The sequence below is a fragment of the Kerstersia gyiorum genome (assembly GCF_004216755.1).
Taxonomy (GTDB): Bacteria; Pseudomonadota; Gammaproteobacteria; order Burkholderiales; family Burkholderiaceae_B; genus Kerstersia; species Kerstersia gyiorum.
In genome coordinates this window covers 560147-580493 of the sequence record NZ_SGWZ01000001.1, presented here as the reverse complement: position 1 = coordinate 580493, position 20347 = coordinate 560147, and the positions used below count along the sequence as shown (strand labels likewise).

The following is a 20347-nucleotide window of genomic DNA, read 5'->3' as shown; positions in this document are numbered from 1 at the left end:
CCTATTTCCTAATTCCCAATCGTGGCGTCCACACCGACCTGCCCGATGCATGCCCCTGAACTGTCCCAGTGCCGCTGAGGCAGGACCATGGCAAAGATGCTACTCCAGCACCTCGAAACCCACGCTGGCGGTCTGCCCAGCTTCATCCAGCAAGGTGATGCGGTAGCGTCCGGGCTGGCGCAGCGCCACTTTCAGCAGTCCTGCCAGCTCGCGTTCCTGCAATGCCCGGCCATTCATGTACCACCAGCGCTGGCCGCTGCCGCCCAGCGCGCTCAGGTTGAGCGTCACCGGTGCCTGACTGCGCGCCGGGCGGCGCAGGCGGTCACCCTCGCGCACGCCCAGGATCACCAATGGCGTGCCGGTATCCACAACCGGTGGCGGGCAGGCCGGGTCGACACCGGGCAGGCGCGCGGACAGGCGTTCCTGTCGCGGCAACCAGGGTTCCAGCGGCTGCGGCCAGGCCACCATGCTGGCTGGCCGCGCCCCAGGGCAGGCCGCCGCCACTCGCAAGCCTGCGGCAGACACCCAGTAATCCAGCAGCAGGCCGGCGCCAGGACGCTGGTCGCCCGCCAATAGCGTCGGCGGCGTAACGCCATCGAGCACCCATGCCTGGCGCGCCTGGCGGCAATCCGGGCTGCCTTCCGGCATCGGCTGCCCCAAGGGCCAGCAGATGCGCGCCGTCCCGACCTGTGCCGGGGCACCAGCCGCCATCTGCCGGGCCAGGCTGGCACTCTCGCGATGCGCCAGCCGGTGTATCTGAAACAGCAGCGGCGCCGCAGCAGCCTGCCCGAACTGCCCAGCCACCGGTGCCCCATCGGGACGGCCGACCCAGACACCGATCAGATAGCGCGGCCCGACACCCACCGCCCAGGCATCACGGAATCCATAGCTCGTGCCGGTTTTCCAGGCCAGGGCATTGGCGCCTGCCGCCGGCTGGTCCGGCGTCAGGCGGCCGCTCAGCACCTGGCGCGTAATCCATGCGGCACCGGGAGAAATCAGGCGACGCTCAAGCAGCGGGTCGTCATCCGCATAGCGCGGCGCCGCCATGTTGCCACCCCGGGCATAGACGCTATAGGCCGCAACCAACTGCTCCAGTGACGTACCGGCACCGCCCAGGATCAGCGACAAATTGGGCACTGCCTGCTGCGGCAGGCGCAAAGGCAGCCCGGCTTCGCGCAACTCGGTGGCGAAGCGCACCGGGCCATAGGCTTCGAGCAATTGCACCAAGGGCAGATTCAGCGAACGCGACAGCGCCTCGGCTGCCGACACCGGCCCGGAAAAATCCGCAGCGAAGTTCTGTGGCCGGTACTCGCCATAGTGGCGCGGCACATCCTGCAGCAACGAGGAAGAATGGATCAGGCCTTCGTCCAGCGCCAGTGAAAACAGGAAGGGCTTGAGAGTGGAACCAGGCGAGCGTATCGCCGTCACCATATCGACCTGCCCGTTGCGGGCAGTATCCAGAAAATCCACCGACCCGGCGTAGGCGCGCACGGCCATGGTGTCATGCTCTATCACCAGCACCGCTGCGGATACGCGCGGCGGCAAGGTGGCTTTCCAGCGCTGCATGGCCTGTTCAATACGCAATTGCAGCATGCCATCTATGGTGGTGCGTATCACCGGGGCCGCCCCCTGCTGCTGCACCAGCCTGCGCGCCAACAACGGCGCCGCCTGCGGCCTGGGCAGGGTAAAGAGGTGCACCGGTTCCATCAGGGCTTCCTCGACCTCCGCCGCGCTCCAGATGCCCTGTTCGGCCATGCGCGCCAATACCTTGTCGCGCGCCTGCTGCGCCAGCTCCGGATGGCGATCTGGCCGCAGCCGGCTGGGAGCCTGCGGCAGCACTGCCAGCAACGCCGCCTCGGCACGGCTCAACTCCGCCGGGGATTTACCCAGGTATGTCCAGCTGGCGGCCGCCACGCCTTCCAGCACCCCGCCAAAAGGCGCCCGATTAAGGTAGAGCTCGAGAATATCTTCCTTGGAATAGTGCCATTCCAACTGCAAGGTACGCCATACCTGGCGCAGCTTGCCGGCCACCGTACGAGGATGCGGGTCCAGCAGGCGCGCCACCTGCATGGAAATCGTGCTGCCGCCGGAAACGACCCGGCCATAACGCAGGTTAAGCCAGGTGGCGCGGCCCAGTGCGACCGGATTGATGCCCGGATGCTGCCAGAACCAGCGGTCCTCATAGGCCAACAGGGCTTCGATGTAGTACGGCGATATATCCTCGCGCCTGGCCTCGTAACGCCAGACACCATCGGCATCAGCAAAGCGCCACAGCGGCGTGCCGTCTTCGGCCAGCACGACCCGAGCCGTCGCGGCCGCAGGCATGGGCAAGGGAAAGCAGCGGTCTGCCAGCCAGAGCAGCGCCACGGCCACCAGCAGGCCTGCCGCCGCCCAGGCGCACCGGCGGCGCCAATGGCCGGCTCGCTTCGCGCTCACGGCCGTGCGGCCCTTCCTGTCGGGTGCGGCCCTGCTCCCGCACCCTGTTGCACCTTGCCCATTGCCATCCGGCCTGTCAGGGCTTGATGGTCATGCGCCCTGGCGCCGCACCCAGGCCATTGCGCGACGGCGTGTACATAGACTCGACAAAGGGCGGCGGCACCAGATAGATGCCCGGCGTCACTGCGCGCGCCAGGTACAACAGGCTGGTGTTCGTGTTGGGCGACAACGGCAGCGCCGCCACGTAGCGATCATCCCGGTATTCCTGGTGGATGATGTTGGTCTGCATCGCCCGCTGCCACAGATCATTGACCTGCCCCCCAGCTTGCTCCAAGCTGGCGGAGGCATTTGCCAGGTTCTGGTTTTCCGGCTCCAGGCCGGCAGGCAACAGGTCCACGACCAACGCATCGGGCACGTAAATATCAGCGCGCACGCTGATGGATACCAGAATCAGCTCGCCACTGCGGACATCGGCAAGGTTGATTGCATTGCCTGCCGTATCCAGGTACTGGCGCCGGATGGAGATGCCGTTGCTTTGCGCCTGTGGCACGGTTTTCGGATAGCCGCGCAGCGTCAGGCCTGCGTACAGTTCCGTCTCGCCCTCATTGCGCAGCGTCAGGGCATGGCCTGCCAGGTCTGCCGCAGGCACCATGACGCCACGAGCGCGATCGGAAGAAATCGTCTCGCTGCTGGCACCGGCTTCCCAGGTGGCGGTCCAGCGCGGCTGGGTCGATTGATCCAGCCGCACTGCGGCCAGCAGCAAGGAGGCACGTTCCTGCGTCGAGAGCCAGCGCTTATCGTGCATCAGGTCTGCGACCGACAACAACAGCTGATTGCGCTCGGTCGGCAAGGCGTCACTTTCCAGCATCAGTTGCAGGATGGCGGCCCCGTCGCGCAGCTGGCTGCCGTAATCATTCAGCCAATAGTTTTCCGGACGTTGCTTGCCCAGTGCCTCGCGCAACGCAATTTCTCCGCGCTGGCTGTCGCCCATGGCGATCAGGGCCAGGCCCAGATGCGCCAGCGGCAGGCCGGACAGCGCCACGTCCCTGCGCTCGAACAGCGCGCGCAGGCTGGCCAGCGGCGCCTGCTTGCTGCGCGCCAGCACCGATCCGGCATAGGCGCGCACGGCGAAGATCGCATGTGCCGGCCGCTCCGAGTGAAAGTCCAGGCCAACATTGCCGTCAGTCAGGTAGGACTGCAGCTTGCGGGTTGCCTGTTCCAGCGCGAAGGCGGGCACCTCGTGTCCCTGCGCCTTGGCGCGCAGCAGGAAATCAGTCGCATACACCGTCACCCAGTGCGCCTCGGGCGACTCCGGGCTCCACAAGCCGAAGGCGCCATCGGCACGCTGCATGGACAGCAGACGCTGGATACCGATATCTACCGATTTGCGACGCTGCTCGTCCGGTTCGCTCTTCACGCCCAGACGCATGAGCGCCGCCTGGTCCAGGTACAGCGAAGCGTAAAGCCCGCTGACGGTCTGCTCGGTGCAACCGTACGGATAGGCAATCAGTTCCCGCACCTGTTCGGCGACATTCAGCGGCGGTTGCGATGACAGGTCGAGCACGGCCTGCAGGCCGCCCTCCTGCCAGCCACCATCCATATCGGCAGGCAGGGTCCAGGCCTCACCCGCCGCCGGCAGGACGGCCCGGAACTTGCGTGTCTGCGCGGGCACGGCCGGACGCACACCGATCTGCCAGTCGCGCGCCAGGGTGCCGCTGGCATCGTCGTCCACCTTCAGGCCACTGATCTTCACGGCGACAGTGCCCTGGCCGAAGCCACCCACGGCCTTGATCGGGATGTCCAACGTGCGTTTGGCGCCATTGGCCAACTTGAGCCTGGTGCCCTTGGCGCGCTCACCATCAGCCGCCAGCGAACCGCTGAACTCCAACTTGATATCGAGATCCTGGACTGCACCAGACAGATTATGCAGATCCAGCGCCAGGGTGCTGCGGTCGCCGCCGGCCAGGAAACGCGGCGCAGCCAGTTCCGCCACCAACGGCGCAGACACGACCGTGGCAGCTTCGCTGGCGCCGTAGGAAGCGTCATTCCAGACTTGCGCCATGACACGCAGCTCGCCATTGAAATCCGGCACGTCGACATTGACGTCCACATAGCCTTCTTCGCTGGTCTTTACCGGGGCCGCCAGCAGCGACACCAGCCTGACCGTGGTCAGCGGCGGCAGGCCGCCAGGCGTGGACGTGGCATCCCCGCCGAAGGCCAGCGAGGCCTGGCGCAGATTGCCGCCTTCGATCAGGCGGCCATACATGTCCATCTGATCGACACCGTAACGCTTGCGGCCGAAGAAGGCGGTGTACGGGTCAGGGGTCTTGAATTCGGTGATATTGAGGATGCCCACATCCACTGCGGACAGCAGGACATGCGCATTGGCCACCGGCTTGCCCTGCTCGTCCTTGACCTGCACTCGCGTGGTCAAGGCGCGTTCCGGGCGCATCTGCCCCGGTGCTTCCAGCGTCACGTTCAGCTTGCGGTCTTCGCGAGACAGCGGCAAATACAACACGCCCACGGCACGCTTGGGCGTCTGCACGGTTTTGCGCTCACCGGGGCGCAAGACCAATGCGCTGATATACAGATCGTGGCGATCCCAGTCACGCGCCACCGGAATCTCGAATACCTGGCCTTCGGCGGGCACGTCTATGGCCTGCCACCACAAGGGGCCTTCCGCAGACTCCACCATGAGATAGCCGCTGCCGGCAACGGGCGGCGCCACTGTCACCTTGGCCACGTCGCCAGCACGGTAGGACGCCTTGTCCAAAGTCAGGGCAACCTGGTCGGGACGCACCACGCCGGAACCTTCGCCGGTATCCTGCCAGCGATAGCCGGCCCAGAATCGTTCGCTGGAAACCAGGCCGGTGACCGGGTCTTCCACTTCCACGCGGTAAGGGCCCCACTCCACCATAAAGCCGGCCTCGGCGGACTGTCCGGCGGCGACATCAAGCGTGCGTTCGTCCACGACAAAATGTTTTTCATCGTAGCGGTAGCCCCAGCCGTCGCTACCGCCGTAGCTCCAGTAATAATCACGGCGCTCACGCACCAGGCGGACGATCAGCCCCTTGCTTGCCAGGCGCTTGCCTTCCCGGTCAGCCAAGACAAAATTGAACTCGGCCAGGCTATCCGCATCCACGCTGCCATCGCTGTCGACATTGACCAGGCGCACGCCCGGCAGACGCTCTGCCGGCCAGACGGCCACCGACTGGCGGCGCGTTACCGGCCGGCCCCCGGTTTCCTGGACGCTGGCCTGCAAGGTGATCTGTACCGGCGAACGCACCTCGCGCCACTGCGAAGGCTGCGAAATCACTGCAGTTCCGTCATCGGCCAGCACCGAAGGTTCCAGCTCGATGGTCTGGGTCAGCCCGGTTTCATCCACCCGGCCGAACTGATAGCCAGGCAAGGCGGCGACCGCTTCGCGCAATGGCGCGACGTAGATCTGCCCCGACAGGCGATTGCCGCCGGCCGGCGCACCGTAAAGATAGCGGGCCTCTATCCCGAACGCCACCTCGTCCGCCGGCTGCAGCAGCTCGGCGGGCTCTTCCAACGCCAGGCTCATGCGCTCGGGCATGAAATCCTCGATATGGAACGTGTAGGTATGCACATCGCCGTTGCCAGTTCGAGCCTGCACCGTCCACAACCCGGCCTGCACATCGGATGGCAGGGCCAGATCACGCTGGTACAGGCCGCCGCTGTCTGCCGTCCAGGTAAAGCGCAAGCGCACATTGCCATCCGGCTGCATGACCTCCACCGCGACTGGCTGCGCGGCAACGGGCTTGCCGTCGGCGTCACGCAGCAAGGCATTGATAGGCACGGTTTCACCCGGACGGTAGAGATCGCGCGGGCCGAACATGAAGAAATTCAGGCTGCCCGATGGCGGCCCCTGCACCTTGAATTCAGACAGGTCCAGAACCGATGTGGCCAGGCGCAGCAAGGTGGTCTGGCCATCCTGCTGGGCAATGACCAGCCGGGCTTCTTCTTTCTGCGGCAATTCCAGCATGCCATGGCTGTCGGTGCTGCCACTGGCCAGCACCTTGCCGTCCTTGTCATGCACCGAGACTTCCACCCCGGACTTCGGCTTGCCACCAGTCAGCGCCTGTGTCAGGACCAGCATGCGGTCATGGTAGCGGTGCACCGAAAGGCCGATATCACTCAGGCTGAACAGGGTGGTGGGCAAGGAATACTGATAGCTGCCCGCCCGCTGCATCACGGCGAAATAGACGCCCGGCTGCTTGAGTGGCTCGATGCTGCCCAATGGCAGGAGCACGGTCTCGCGGATATTGGGCTTGGTATGCAGATCGAAGCGCCCCGAATACACCAGATCGGCGCTTCTGGTCAGATAGTCGGCATCCCAAAGATCCATGCCACCACGAATATTGCCGTACTCCAGCACCGAAACCAGGTTCTCCGGCCGGACGCGGAAGAAGTCGACATTCACTTTGTCGACATTCAACGCCATCACGGGCAGGCCGTCGACCAATTCCGTCGGCAACAGCGAACCGCTGGACGCGAAGCCCACGACCGGATCGGCGTCACGGGTCTTGATCGTCTCCCTGTTATCCTTTTGGAGGCGGGTGCCGCCCAGGCTGGACAAGCCGGCAGAAACCGTCACGTCCAGCGTCCGGCGCGGCGACAGCGGCCCCAGCGTGGCCGTCATCAGGTTGCGGGACAATTGCCAGGCGCCATCGACCTTGCCACTGCTCTGGTCGGAAACGCTCAGGTAATTATCCAGCTTCTGCTGCGGATCCAGCGGCGCCGAGAATGTTACGGCCAGCGTCGCAGCGCCGTCCTGCTGAATTTCCGAGATATCGAGCACTTCCAGCCAGCGCCCAGCGTACACCCGTGCCAGCTCGGCGCGCTCCTCTGCGCTCAGTTCCGCTCGCGGCGCCGAAGCGGCAGGCGCCTGTTGTTCCGAAGCGGCGGTCGGGGAAGTGGCTGGCGCGGGGGCTTGCGTGTCGGACGAGCGATCGCAGGCGGCCAATACCAGCAACGACAGGGCTACGGCAAGAGTCCTGAACGACATGGCGGAAATTCCAGAAAAAGAAGGGAACCCTGTTTCTGGCCGCCACGGCGGCCAGAAATCAGGAACGACAGGAAGTCATCAATTCACGCCAGCGGCGTTCGCCTGCTGGTCAGCATGGTAAGAAGAACGGACCATGGCGCCGACGGCGGCATGGCTGAAGCCCATGTCGTAGGCCTCGCGTTCGAACATGGCAAAGACATCGGGATGCACATAGCGCAACACGGGCAAGTGGTGCTCGGAAGGCTGCAGGTACTGGCCGATGGTCAGCATGTCGACATTGTGCTCACGCATGTCACGCATGACCTGCAGGATTTCCTCGTCGGTCTCCCCCAGGCCCAGCATCAGGCCGGACTTGGTCGGGATATGCGGCTGGCGTTCCTTGAACTGGGCCAGCAGCTTGAGCGAATGCATGTAGTCGGAGCCCGGACGCGACTGGCGATACAGGCGCGGCACGGTTTCCAGATTGTGGTTCATGACGTCGGGCGGCGCGATATCGAAGATATCCAGCGCGCGCTCCAGGCGGCCACGGAAATCCGGCACGAGCACTTCGATGCGCGTATTGGGCGACAGCTCGCGGATGCGCTGGATGCACTCGACGAAGTGCCCGGCACCACCGTCGCGCAGGTCGTCGCGGTCCACCGAGGTAATGACCACGTAGGACAGCTTCATGGCCGCAATGGAACGCGCCAGATTCAATGGCTCATCGACATCCAGCGGATCGGGGCGGCCATGACCGACGTCACAGAACGGGCAGCGCCGGGTGCACTTGTCACCCATGATCATGAAGGTCGCCGTACCCTTGCCGAAACATTCACCGATGTTCGGGCAGGACGCTTCTTCACAGACCGTAAACAGATTGTGTTCGCGCAGGATCTTCTTGATCTCGTAGAAGCGCGAACCGGGCGTCGCCGCCTTGACTCGGATCCACTCCGGCTTCTTGAGCCGCTCCACCGGCACGATCTTGATGGGAATGCGCGCGGTCTTGGCCTGCGACTTCTGTTTCTGGGTCGGGTCATAAGCCGGCTGCGCGGCGGCGGCAGCGGGCTGCACCGCGCCAGTGGCAGCCGGCACGGCGATTTGGGCGGATTCTGCGGATTGGCTCATGCGTAGGATCTTTTGCAGCGCAACACGGATTCGGCCGTGTGGCGCAGTAAGAATGAGGAATAGCGCCAGTTTACTACCCCTGGCCCGCTGCGCCAGTCCCAGGGATGGTTACACAAGGTTATCGCGCGCTGCGCGCAGGCTGGCCATGGCCCAGCCCAGGCCACCGTCAGGCGCGCAGCGCACGCCACAGGCTGGCGGCAAGTTCGTCTCCAGCCCCCTGGAAGTCACGGCGGATACCCAGGCCGGCCAGGTCTACGGTACGCAGTCCGGCGTACCCGCAGGGATTGATACGATCGAACGGTTCCAGGTTCATCGCCAGGTTGAGTGATACGCCGTGGTAGGCCCTGCCGTTGCGGATCTTGACGCCCAGCGCCGCGACCTTTCCCACATTTGGCGCGGGCTGGCCAGGCATGGCGGGTGCCGGCGGCAAGCCGTCCAACGGCACATAAATACCCGGCGCGCCCGCCTGCCGGCAGGCGCCTGCCAGCCCCCAGCCATGCAGCACATCCAGTACGCCCTGCTCCAGACGGTAGACGTAGTCGCGCACATGGATGCCGGCCCGGCGCAAATCGAACAGGACATAGGCCATGATCTGCCCCGGACCGTGATAGGTCACTTGTCCGCCACGGTCACATTGCACGATAGGGATGTCGCCTGGACACAACAGATGCTCGGGCTTGCCCGCCTGACCCAGCGTATAGACCGGTGCGTGCTCGGTCAGCCAGATCTCATCGGCGGAATCGGCGCCACGCGTTTCGGTATAGCTGCGCATGGCTTCCCAGACCGGCAGGTAGGCAACCGGCCCGGCCAGCCAGCGGGTGCAATCCGCCGGCGTTGCCACTGGCGCGGAATGCACGGCTTCGGCCATCACAGCAGATAGACCACCATGGGATGGCCATGCAGCGCGCGATACAGGTTATCGAGCTGCTCGCGCGACGTCGCCCGTACCGTGAAGGTGAGCCCGACATAATTGCCGCCGCTGCTGGGGCGCCGTTCCACGTTCGCGGAATCGAAATCCGGCGCGTGTTCGCGCACGATTGCACTCAGCAGGTCTTCCAGCTCCGGATGCTGGCGCCCCATGACCTTGATGGGGAAATCCAGCGGGAACTCGATAGCGGGTTGTTGCGGGGTCGTCATACTGCGGCTCCAAATAAAAACGGCCCGGCGCCCTCTCGGACAGCGCCGGCAAACACCTGGCATCGGCTGCCAGGATCAAGCCACCTATCAGGCGGCCGTCACTGGCGGCTGCGCCATTAAGGCTTCAATACGGGAATCATACGCCTGCGCCAGGCGTCGAAACACCGGGCCAGGCACGCCTGCGCCAACCGCGGCGCCATCCCGGCGCAGGACAGGCAGGACTTCCTTGCTTGCGGAAGTCAGCAGCAGCTCGTCAGCGGTTTCCACATCCGCCCGCGTGATGTCGCGGGCCTGGAATTCTATGCCCGCCTCCCTGGCCAGTTCGAGCATCAGCCCGTAGCGTATGCCTTCGAGAATCTTCGGCCCCAGCGGCGGCGCCAGCAACTTGCCGCCCTGCACCACCCAGGCGTTGCAGGACGAGCCTTCCGTCAGCAGGCCATCGCGAAACTGCAGCACTTCATCGACACCGGCCTCCACGGCCGCCTGTTTGGCCAGCACGTTGCCCAGCAGGGAAATGGACTTGATGTCGCAATGCAACCAGCGCTCGTCGGTGATGCTGATGACCGACAACCCGCGCTCGCGGGCCGCCGCATCCGGGCGCCGGAAAGCCGTCGCCATGGCGAAAACCGTGGGCTCGGGCGCAGGCACGGGAAACGGGTGATCGCGGCGCGCAACGCCGCGCGTCACCTGGAAGTAAACAATGCAGTTCTCGGCTGCCTGGCGTGCGATCAAGGTTTCGACAATGCGCCGCACCCCTGCCATGCCCATGGGCAATTCCAGACGTATCGCAGCCAGGCTGCGCGCCAGGCGGGCAAGGTGCTCGTCCATGCGGAACGGCCGGCCCTGATAGGCAGGCACCACTTCATAGATACCGTCGCCGAAGATGAACCCCCGGTCGAGGACGGAAATCTTCGCTTCGCCTACCGGAAGATAAGCGCCATTCAGATAGACCAGCGTATCGGCTGCCATGCCTGGAATCATTGCTACTCCTTGCGGCGTTTAACCGCAGGAACGGGAAAAAGGCCACGAAGGAAACTGCCATGCCAGGCGGGTAGCCGCCCTGCCCGAAGACAGGGACGGCCCCCGGGCGCGGGTCAGCCCCGCACCCGGCGTGGATCAATCAAACCAGGACTTGACGTTATCCACCAGGCGGCCGAAGAAACCGGCACGCTCGACATCCTGCTTGACGACGAGCGGCGCAGTGGTCAGGACCTTGTCGTCGAGCGACAGCGATACCGTACCGATCTCCTGGCCGACATGCAGCGGCGCCAGCAAGGGGTCCGGGCGCGAGGCCACGGGCTTGACGTCCTGGGCGCGGCCACGCGGCACGGACAGCCACAGCGGCTCGGACGTACCCAGCTGCACCGTATCTTCCTTGCCTTCGCGCACCGGCACCACGAGGTTGGCGCTGTCATCGGCGAAGACCTTCACGGTATCGAAGTTCTGGAAGCTCCAGTTGAGCAGCTTCAGGCTTTCCTCGGCACGCGCAGCGTCGCTGTCGGTACCGACAACCACCGTCAGGATGCGGCGGTCACCGCGCATGGCCGTCGCGATCAGGCAGTAGCCTGCGGCGTCGGTAAAGCCCGTCTTCATGCCATCGACAGACGGATCGGCCCAGAGCAGACGATTGCGATTGGGCTGGGTAATGTTGTTATAGGTGAATTCGCGCTGCTTGTAGAAGCCGAAATACTGGGGATAGTCGCGGATCAGCGCCGTCGCCAGGGTCGCCAGGTCGCGCACCGTCGTGGTGTGCTGCGGGTCGGGCAGGCCCGTGGCGTTCATGAAATGACTGTCGGTCATGCCCAGTCGCTTCGCTTCCTTGTTCATCAGGTCGGCGAACACGGCTTCGCTACCGGCAATGGTCTCGGCCACTGCGACCGATGCGTCGTTGCCCGACTGCACGATCATGCCCTGCAGCAATTCATTGAAGGTCACCGGTTTGCGCGGTTCGATGAACATGCGCGAGCCACCGGTCTTCCAGGCATGCTGCGACACGGCCACCTGCTGGTCGGCCGTCACGCGCTTTTCATCCAGCGCAGCAAAAGCCAGATAGGCCGTCATGACTTTGGTCAGCGAAGCCGGCTCGACACGCATGTCCGGCTGCGAACCTGCCAGCACCTGGCCGCTGGTAACGTCGATGGAGATCCAGGCGCGTGCCGCGATGACCGGTGCAGGAATGGACGACAGCTCGGCGACTGCGGCCGGCATACCCGGCGCCTGCGCCGCGGTAGTCTGGGCGGTGGCCAGCAATGGCGCAGCGGCCAGCGCCAGCGTCACCAGGGTACGCCGCACGGGACGCCATGGGGATTTCTTGTGAGAAGCAGCTGTCATGGATAAAAGCAGAAAAGACGAATCCGGAGGCGCGGATTACCGCCCGGCCCCCGGACGGGGTTCAGGATGGAAGCGGTTATTGTCTCACCTTCCCGCCGGCACAAGAAAGCCAACGGCGGAAACCCTCTGTAACGATACCGCCACCGCATACATAGCAATGCCTTGTGACCGGCACTCGCCCCGCAAAGTTCCTGCCAAGTTCCGGCATTCCCGGGATTCAGCCGCACAGCCTGGCGATGTGCGCTTCGGCCAGGCCACGCAAGGTGATCAGATGCCCATGGAAGAAATGGCCAGCCCCGGGCACGACAGTAACCGGCACACCATCGGCGCGCAGCCAGTCGAACACTTCCGCCAGGGGCACGACGTCATCCACTTCGCCATGCACCAGCAGCGTGCGGTCCAGCGGCACCCGCCGGGCTTCTTCCTGGCCTTCCAGCGGAAAACGCGCCACTGCCGGCCCCGCCAGCAGCAAGGCATCCGGCGCGCGCTCCTGGCGCGCATAGGCATCGTAGACATGCGCCGCCACGGCGGTGCCAAAGGAAAATCCACCCAGCGCCCACGCGCCTGCGGCAGCATCGGGGTAGCGGGTACGGAACTGCTCGACCAGCGCAATCATGTCGCGGGTTTCGCCACGTGCATGGTCGAAGCTGCCTTCGGACTGCCCCACACCACGGAAATCGGGGCGCACGGCCAGCAGGCCGCGCTGGTTGGCCGCACGCGCGATAGTCGTCACTACCTTGTTGCCGCGCGCACCGCCATGCAGGGGGTGGGGGTGCAACACCAATGCCCACCCCTTGACCTCACCGTCGGGCCAGTCCAGCGCGCAGTCGATGCGGCCGGCTTCGCCCTCGAAGATTTCAGTTTCCGTTCTTGCTGCCATAGTCTGTCCTCCTGTCGCCGCCCACGGCGAATACATACAGGACGAATCATACCGGCGCGGCCGGCCGCATGCAGGCCCGGCAGCCAGCCGGCCAGCGCTTTCCCACTGTGCCAAAGGCGGTCGCGGCCAATTCCTATAAAATCGCCGCCATGAGTATGCCCACTGCCCCATTTGCCCTGCCTGCCGCCGCCATGCTGCAGTCCGCGCTGGCCCCCAGGCTCGCGGACTTTGGCATGCTGCGCTGGGTTGAGGAAACCGGTTCCACGAACGCGGACCTGATGACCCTGATCCGCGAGGCCACCCCACCCGCCCTGCCCTGGCTGCTGGGCGCGCACCTGCAGATCCAGGGCCGGGGCCGTGCTGGACGCCCCTGGAATGCCGCGCCAGGCGCGGCACTGATGCTTTCCTGTGCCTTCCCCACCACTGCCGCGCCCGCACTGTTGCCCAGCCTGTCCCTGGTTGCCGGCATTGCCGCCTGCGAAGCGTTGCGACGCCACGCAGGTGACAATGCCGGCCAGGTACTGATGAAATGGCCCAACGATTTGCAGTACGGCGACGCCAAGCTGGCCGGCATCCTGGTGGAAACCGCCCGCCAACCCGCCACGGGCCAGCGCGCTGTCGTCATGGGCATGGGCGTAAACCTGCGCGACGCCGCGGTGGTCAGCCAGCATTTCGGCCGCGCCGTGGCCGACTGGAGCCAGGTCAGCGGCGCCGCCCCCGGCAGCGCCGAGCAATGGCTGGATATGGCCGTGCAACTGGCCGTTGACGTCGCCAGCGCCTGGCAGGCCGCCGTGCACCTGCATGAAACCGCAGGCTTCCAGCCCTTTCTGGACCGGCATGCCAGCATGGACGCGCTGGCCAGCCGGCAGGTCAATGTCATCGAGGACGGCCGGGTACTGTTGTCCGGCACAGCCGCCGGACTGGACGGGTTCGGCCGTTTGCAAGTGCGCCACGCCCTGGGCATGGATGCAATTACCGTCGGCGAGATTTCCGTCAGGGCCCAAGCATGAAACTATTGATAGATGCCGGCAACACCCGGATCAAGCTGGCGGCCTGGAGCGCGCCGGATGGCCGGGCCACGGACGTGTTGTCGCTGGCCCATGAAGACATTCCGACCGTGCTGCCTGGCTGGCTTGCGGCGCAGCAACCGCCATTCCGGCAAGCCTGTGGCGTCAATGTGGCCGGCACGGCGCTCGGACAGCGCCTGGCGGACATCCTTGCCGCCGCAGGCTGCGCGCTGGAATGGCTCAAGCCGGCTGCCAGCGCCCTCGGACTGCACAATGGCTACGACGCGCCAGGGCAATTGGGCGCGGACCGCTGGGCGGCGCTGCTGGGCATCTGGCACAAGCGCCGCCAGGCCGGCACGCCCCTGCTGCTGGCCACCTTCGGCACGGCCACGACGATAGACGCCATCAGCCCGGAAGGCGGCTTTCTGGGCGGATTGATTCTGCCCGGCGCAGCCATGATGCGACGCAGCCTGGCCCAGGGCACGGCCCACCTGCCGCTGGCTGCCGGCGATCTGCAAAATTTCCCGACCAATACGCATGACGCCATCTCCAGCGGCATGGCCGCCGCTCAGGCCGGGGCCGTGCTGCGCCAATGGCTGGCGCTGCGTCAGCATTGCGACGCAGCGCCGCAGCTTTTCGTGTCCGGCGGCAACTGGCCGCAACTGGCCGGCGAAGTGGAAAGCCTGCTGCAAAGCCTGGCCGCATTGGCGAACCTGCCCCCTATTGTCCCGCAACTGGTGCCGCATGCCGTGCTGGACGGCCTGGCACACCTGGCTGGTAACGCCCCCGCGTGAGCTCTGCCCGACCCCTTATGCGCCTGGAGACAAGCGCATAAGGAAGAACCCGTTCAAAATACAGTGTCAGGCTGCGGACTCAAGCGGCAAACTCAGGCAACAAACTCAGGCAGAAAAATCAGGCGGCAGGTGCCGCGTCCAGGCCCAAGGCGGTCATCATGCGCGCCGTGGCGCCTGTATGGCTGTCGGCCCACTGCCGTGCGCGCGCTGCCATGGCGGTACGGCGCGCATCATTGCACACCAGATCCCAGGCCAGTTTCACGGCAGCGTCGGCATCGCCGGCCCGCAAACAGGCGCCACGTGCCAGGGCATCTTCCACCGCATCCTTGAAATTGAAGGTATGAGGCCCCACGATGACCGGCGCACCGGCCAGACAGGCTTCTATCAGGTTGTGGCCCCCCATGGGCTCGAAACTGCCAGCCACGATCGCCACATCCGCCGCCGCATAGAAGAACGCCAGCTCCCCCATGGAATCGCCCAGCAGCACGGCCGTTTCCAGCCCGGGCAGCGGCACTTCCTCGCTTTCGCTGCGACGCCGGGCGGGCAATTCGCGCTCTGCCAGCACGGCAGCCGCGGAATCAAACCTTTGCGGGTGACGCGGCACCAGGACGAACAGGCAATCCGCAGCCGCCAGGTGCGCACGCAGCAAGGCGGCAATCGCCTGCGCGATCTGGACGTCTTCCCCTTCCCGCGTGCTGGCAATCAGGATAACCGGCCGCCCCAGACGGATGCGCCAACCGCGCCCCGCCTGCAATTGGCGTGCCGGCACCTGCTGGTCGAATTTCAGGTTTCCCACGACCTGCACGTTCCGCGCACCGGCCAGCGTCAGGCGTCCGGCGTCGGCCTGGGTCTGCGCCAGCACCGGCGCCAAGCCCCGCAGGGCCGGCCGGATGAGCCAGGCAAAACGGCGCGCCTGGCGCAGTGATTTGCCGGAAAAGCGCGCGCTGGCCAGGGCTACGGGCAAGCCACGCTGGCGCGCAGCAGCCAGCAAATTCGGCCAGATTTCACGCTCGATCAATATGCCCTGGGCAGGCTGGTGATACGCCAGGAAACGACGCGTAGCACCAGGGAAATCATAGGGAATCCAGGCTTGCTGCAACTGGCCAGATGCAATGGCAGCGGCAAACAGGCGCTCGCCCTCGGCGCGGCCAGTGGCCGTCATGTGCGTGAGCAATACCGGATGGCCAGCAGCGAGGATTTGCTGCACCAGGGGCTGCGCCGCCCGGGTCTCCCCGACACTGACGGCATGCACCCACTGCGCCCCGGTACGCGCTGGCGCCTGCTGGCGGCCGTAGTAGCCGAAGCGCCCGGCCCCCAGCACCTCCCAGCGGCCGCCCGCACGGCGGCCACGGCGGGCCAGCATCAACCATGCCAATGGCGCCAACAGATACAGTAGACAGCAGTACAGCAGCCTGGCCAGCCGTTCCACGCTCGTTGAAGAAATGGGCGGCTCCGAAGGGGAACTGCCTCGCTGGCCCTCGGCCTGCTGACCAGGGCTTGCGCTTGGGCGCGTGTTCATGACATCTCCGGATTAAATCGGCAAGCTTACCGTCGGCCCCATGGCCTGCTCGATGGCGCGCCTGACGGCTTCGTAGTCGGGCGGCTGGCCTTTGTCGCCCAGGCTGGCCGTGTAAGCAGTACCCACCAGGCCGCCGCGCCTGGGAGTGGAGTCGGTATAAATGCCTATGGTCGGGCGTCCCAAGGCTGCAGACAGATGCGTCAGCCCAGTGTCAAGGCCCAGCATCACACGCGCTCCGGCCAGGAGCTGCGCCACTTCCGTCAAGGCCATGCGCGGCAGGACAGTCACGCCGTCCATATCCTGCACCAGGGCTTGCGCCCACTCAAACTCCGCCTGGCTGCCAGACACAATGCGCAGTTGCAGGCCGGCCTGGCGCAGTTGCGCGAAAACCTGGTGCCAATGAGCGTCGGCCCAGCGCTTTTCCGGGCGGCTGGCAGACGGCATGATCACGGCATAGGGAGCTTCGCGCTGCTCATAGGCTTCGACAAAGGACGCAGGCGGCTCTGGCCGGATCAGGAAGCGCGACAGGCCGAAATCCGGCGGCGCATCCAGGTTGTAGCCAAATGTCTTGGCGCCCAGCTGGCGCTGGCGCAGAACGCCGGGCTGCCAGAACTCGATGCGGTGTTTCACATCGTAGAACAGCGACGCAATCGCTTCGCGCGCGGATTTCCAGTCCAGCCCATGACGCCGCCCCTGAGCCTGGCGTGCAACCCATACGGTCTTGAGCATGCCCTGCATGTCGAGGACGACATCGTAGTGATAGCGCCCCAGACGCTCCCTCAAGGCTTCGCGTTCCGCCTTGACCTCGGGTGCCCACCAGCTCTTGCGCCAGCGCCTGTGCGCCACCTTGATGACCTCGTTGACGCCGGGGTGCCAGGCAGGGATTTCGGCGAACGCCTCTTCCGCCACCCAATCTATGGTGGCGCCAGGGAAATGACGCTGAATATCTGAAACTACCGGCAGCACGTGAATCATGTCCCCCAGGGACGATGTGCGCACTAGAAGAATACGATTCATGCAGTTTCCGGCCGTGCAAAAAAGCCTCTTCGCCATGCCGTCCGCAAGGTGCCCCGCAAGGAGGTGCCTGCGCCCCGGAATGGCCTAGCGGCAAAAAACAGGAATTCAGCCACACATGACAGTATGGCAACAATTGAAAACAGGTATGTCTTGCAGTGTACCGAAAAAAAACGCCAGGCAAAAAAAGCGGCCGAGAAGAAACACAGCCTGGAAGTCCGAGCCGCCTCGCCACCAGGCGCAACAGCCCTCTGCGCCACACCGGAACCGCGCTGCCCAGGGCCTTGCCACCAAGGGCGCGACCAGCGCCAGGACAGCAGCCTCAGGGCAGTTCGAGTTCGGTCAGGATAGGGGAATGATCGGAGAACTTGCCCCAGGGCTGGCCGCGCAACACCCGGGCGCTGCGCACGGCAAAGCCCCGCTGGTAAATGCGGTCCAGGCGGAACCAGGGGAAGACGGCGGGGAAAGTGCGTGGCGGCGGCACCAGGCGCGAAGAACTGCCCATGCCCAGCTGGTTGACGCGGTGCTCCACCTCGCCAGCGCCGCGGCCCTGGCCACGCAGCGTATTGCTGATGGCGCGCACGGATTCTCGCAGCCTGGGCAGGCCCACACCCTGCGCACGCGGCGCATTCGCAAAGACTTCATAGACCCCGAGCTGCTCAACGAACAGCGGCGACAGGCTGTTCTGCCAGTCGTTGAAATCGCCCGCGATCAGCAGCGGGGAATCACCCGGCACCTGGGTCTTGATGCGCTCCATCAAGGCCTGGATCTGCCGCACCCGGCTGCCTGCGAACAGGCCCAGGTGCACCACGAAGCAATGCACCTCGTGGCCATCCAGTTCCACCCGCACGTGCAGCAGCCCGCGCTGCTCCAGCTTATGGTCGGAGATATCCTGGTTTTCGTGGCCGATGATGGGATAGCGCGACAACAGTGCATTGCCATGCTCGGAGTGGTCGCGGACGGCGTTGCGGCCATACGCGACCTGGAGATCCAGCCCCGCCGCCAGGGATTCGTGCTGCGCATCGAGCACGCCCGACAAGTCGTTGCGGCCCTGGACTTCCTGCAGGAAGACCAGGTCCGGGCTGAGCCCATGCAGCCCCAGCCGCAAGTCATACAGTGATTCCCGACTGCCCAGCGCCGAACGTCCCTTGTGGATGTTGTAGCTGACGACCCGGATCACTGACATGCCTGCGCCTCCCGAGGCTTCATGGTAACTGGAAGCTTACTTCACTTCCGTTTGGCGCAGGCGGATATGCAACTCGCGCAATTGCTTTTCATCAACTTCCGACGGCGCCTGGGTCAGCAGGCACTGCGCACGTTGGGTCTTGGGGAAGGCAATCACGTCACGGATGGACTCGGCGCCGGTCATCATGGTGACGATGCGATCCAGGCCGAACGCCAGGCCGCCATGGGGCGGCGCGCCATACTGCAGCGCATCGAGCAGGAAGCCGAATTTCTCGCGGGCTTCTTCCGGGCCGATCTTCAGCGCATTGAACACCTTGCTCTGCACTTCGGCACGGTGGATACGCACCGAACCGCCACCGATTTCCCAGCCGTTCAGCACCATGTCGTAGGCCTTGGCCAGCGCCTTGCCCGGATCGGTTTCGAGCAGATCCTCGTGGCCGTCCTTGGGGCTGGTGAAGGGATGGTGGGCCGCCACGTAGCGATCGTCTTCCTCGTCGTATTCGAACATCGGGAAATCGACCACCCACAGCGGCTTCCAGCCACTTTCGAACAGGCCGTTGTTGCGGCCGAATTCGCTGTGGCCGATCTTGACGCGCAAGCCGCCAATGGCGTCGTTCACGACCTTGGCGCGGTCGGCGCCAAAGAAGATGATGTCGCCGTCCTGGGCGCCGCTGCGCTTGACCAGTTCGGCCAGCGCGGCATCGTGCAGGTTCTTGACGATGGGCGACTGCAGGCCTTCGCGGCCCTTGGCCACTTCATTGACCTTGATCCAGGCCAGGCCCTTGGCGCCATAGATACCGACGAACTGGGTGTAGCTGTCGATTTCGCTGCGCGACAGGGCCGCGCCGCCCGGCACGCGCAGCGCCACGACACGGCTGCCCGGCGCATTGGCGGCAGCGGAAAATACCTTGAAATCCACGTCACGCATCACATCGGTGACATCGGTGAATTCCAGCTTGACGCGCAGGTCGGGCTTGTCCGAGCCATAGCGGCGCATGGCTTCGTCCCAGGTCATCGTGGGGAAGCTTTCGGCCAGGTCCACGCCTTGCACCGACTTGAAGACCGAGCGGATCATGCCTTCGAAGATCGCGCGAATCTCGACTTCATCGAGGAAGGAGGTTTCGCAGTCGATCTGGGTAAATTCAGGCTGGCGGTCGGCGCGCAGGTCTTCGTCGCGGAAGCACTTGGTGATCTGGTAGTAACGGTCGAAACCGGCCACCATCAGCATCTGCTTGAAGAGCTGCGGCGATTGCGGCAGCGCGAAGAAGTGGCCGGCGTTCACACGCGAGGGCACCAGGTAGTCGCGCGCGCCTTCCGGCGTGCTCTTGGTCAGCATCGGGGTTTCGATGTCGATGAAGCCCAGGCTGTCGAGGTACTTGCGCACTTCGATGGACACGCGGTAGCGCAGCATCAGGTTGCGCTGCATCTGCGGGCGGCGCAGGTCCAGCACGCGGTGCGTCAGGCGGGTCGTTTCGGACAGATTGTCGTCATCGAGCTGGAACGGCGGCGTGACCGAGGCGTTGAGGATTTCGACCTCGCGGCACAGGATTTCGATTTCGCCGGATTTCAGGTCTTTATTGACCGTGCCTTCGGGGCGGGCACGCACCAGGCCGGTGACTCGCACGCAAAACTCGTTGCGCAGGCGTTCGGCAATGGCAAAGGACTCGACGCCATCGGGGTCGAACACCACCTGGGCCAGGCCCTCGCGGTCGCGAAGGTCGATGAAGATCACGCCACCGTGATCACGACGACGATGCACCCAGCCGTACAAGGTGACGGTCTGGCCGAGATGGTCGCGACAAACCTGGCCGGTGTAGCAGGTACGCATGCGAGGAAACTCCGTGTATGAACTTGTTTGGTTCGGACTGTCCGCCGGGGCGGGCATGGCGTAAGCGCAGCAGGCCCGGGCGC

General features: G+C 65.0%; 14 protein-coding genes. 2 read left to right on the top strand and 12 right to left on the bottom strand.

Annotated elements, in window-relative coordinates:
• Positions 1-99: 99 nt before the first annotated feature.
• The 8 genes from pbpC to EV679_RS02590 all read right to left on the bottom strand — a co-directional run bounded on the left by pbpC (position 100) and on the right by EV679_RS02590 (position 12917).
• Complete coding sequence (pbpC, locus tag EV679_RS02625) at positions 100-2436, bottom strand: peptidoglycan glycosyltransferase PbpC (protein ID WP_130486453.1); 2337 nt, start codon at positions 2434-2436, stop codon at positions 100-102.
• 76 nt (positions 2437-2512) lie between these two features.
• On the bottom strand, positions 2513-7465 hold the full coding sequence (locus EV679_RS02620) for an alpha-2-macroglobulin family protein (protein WP_130486452.1): 4953 nt from the start codon (positions 7463-7465) through the stop codon (positions 2513-2515).
• Positions 7466-7543: 78 nt separating this feature from the next.
• Positions 7544-8569, bottom strand: coding sequence for a lipoyl synthase (gene lipA / locus EV679_RS02615; protein ID WP_068367538.1), 1026 nt, complete (start codon positions 8567-8569; stop codon positions 7544-7546).
• A 166-nt stretch (positions 8570-8735) separates the two neighbouring features.
• Positions 8736-9437, bottom strand: a complete 702-nt coding sequence (gene lipB, locus EV679_RS02610) for a lipoyl(octanoyl) transferase LipB (protein ID WP_130486750.1) — start codon at positions 9435-9437, stop codon at positions 8736-8738.
• A complete protein-coding gene (locus EV679_RS02605) occupies positions 9437-9706 on the bottom strand; it encodes a DUF493 family protein (protein WP_068367541.1) in 270 nt (89 codons plus the stop codon). The genes lipB and EV679_RS02605 overlap by 1 nt, the downstream gene beginning before the upstream one ends.
• 87 nt (positions 9707-9793) lie before the next feature.
• Positions 9794-10687, bottom strand: coding sequence for a D-amino acid aminotransferase (locus EV679_RS02600; RefSeq protein WP_130486451.1), 894 nt, complete (start codon positions 10685-10687; stop codon positions 9794-9796).
• Between the two features lie 135 nt (positions 10688-10822).
• Complete coding sequence (locus tag EV679_RS02595; RefSeq protein ID WP_130486450.1) at positions 10823-12037, bottom strand: D-alanyl-D-alanine carboxypeptidase family protein; 1215 nt, start codon at positions 12035-12037, stop codon at positions 10823-10825.
• 217 nt (positions 12038-12254) lie between these two features.
• The gene (locus EV679_RS02590; RefSeq protein WP_068367547.1) at positions 12255-12917 is read right to left on the bottom strand and encodes an alpha/beta hydrolase; all 663 of its coding nucleotides are present in this window, start codon (positions 12915-12917) and stop codon (positions 12255-12257) included.
• 149 nt (positions 12918-13066) lie between these two features.
• On the opposite strand from EV679_RS02590, the gene EV679_RS02585 reads away from it, so the two are divergent.
• The gene (locus EV679_RS02585) at positions 13067-13927 is read left to right on the top strand and encodes a biotin--[acetyl-CoA-carboxylase] ligase (RefSeq protein ID WP_130486449.1); all 861 of its coding nucleotides are present in this window, start codon (positions 13067-13069) and stop codon (positions 13925-13927) included.
• Positions 13924-14718 carry a type III pantothenate kinase gene (locus EV679_RS02580; RefSeq protein WP_068367549.1) on the top strand — a complete coding sequence of 265 codons (795 nt, stop codon included), beginning with the start codon at positions 13924-13926 and terminating at the stop codon, positions 14716-14718. The genes EV679_RS02585 and EV679_RS02580 overlap by 4 nt, the downstream gene beginning before the upstream one ends.
• A gap of 118 nt (positions 14719-14836) precedes the next feature.
• Here EV679_RS02580 and EV679_RS02575 read toward each other — a convergent pair whose 3' ends face one another.
• The 4 genes from EV679_RS02575 to aspS form a co-directional block, all read right to left on the bottom strand.
• Positions 14837-16138 carry a 3-deoxy-D-manno-octulosonic acid transferase gene (locus EV679_RS02575; RefSeq protein ID WP_415777753.1) on the bottom strand — a complete coding sequence of 434 codons (1302 nt, stop codon included), beginning with the start codon at positions 16136-16138 and terminating at the stop codon, positions 14837-14839.
• A 111-nt stretch (positions 16139-16249) separates the two neighbouring features.
• A complete protein-coding gene (gene waaC / locus EV679_RS02570) occupies positions 16250-17254 on the bottom strand; it encodes a lipopolysaccharide heptosyltransferase I (protein ID WP_130486447.1) in 1005 nt (334 codons plus the stop codon).
• A 319-nt stretch (positions 17255-17573) separates the two neighbouring features.
• Complete coding sequence (locus tag EV679_RS02565; RefSeq protein WP_068367553.1) at positions 17574-18437, bottom strand: endonuclease/exonuclease/phosphatase family protein; 864 nt, start codon at positions 18435-18437, stop codon at positions 17574-17576.
• Between the two features lie 36 nt (positions 18438-18473).
• Positions 18474-20264, bottom strand: a complete 1791-nt coding sequence (gene aspS / locus EV679_RS02560; protein WP_068367555.1) for an aspartate--tRNA ligase — start codon at positions 20262-20264, stop codon at positions 18474-18476.
• Positions 20265-20347 lie beyond the last annotated feature (83 nt).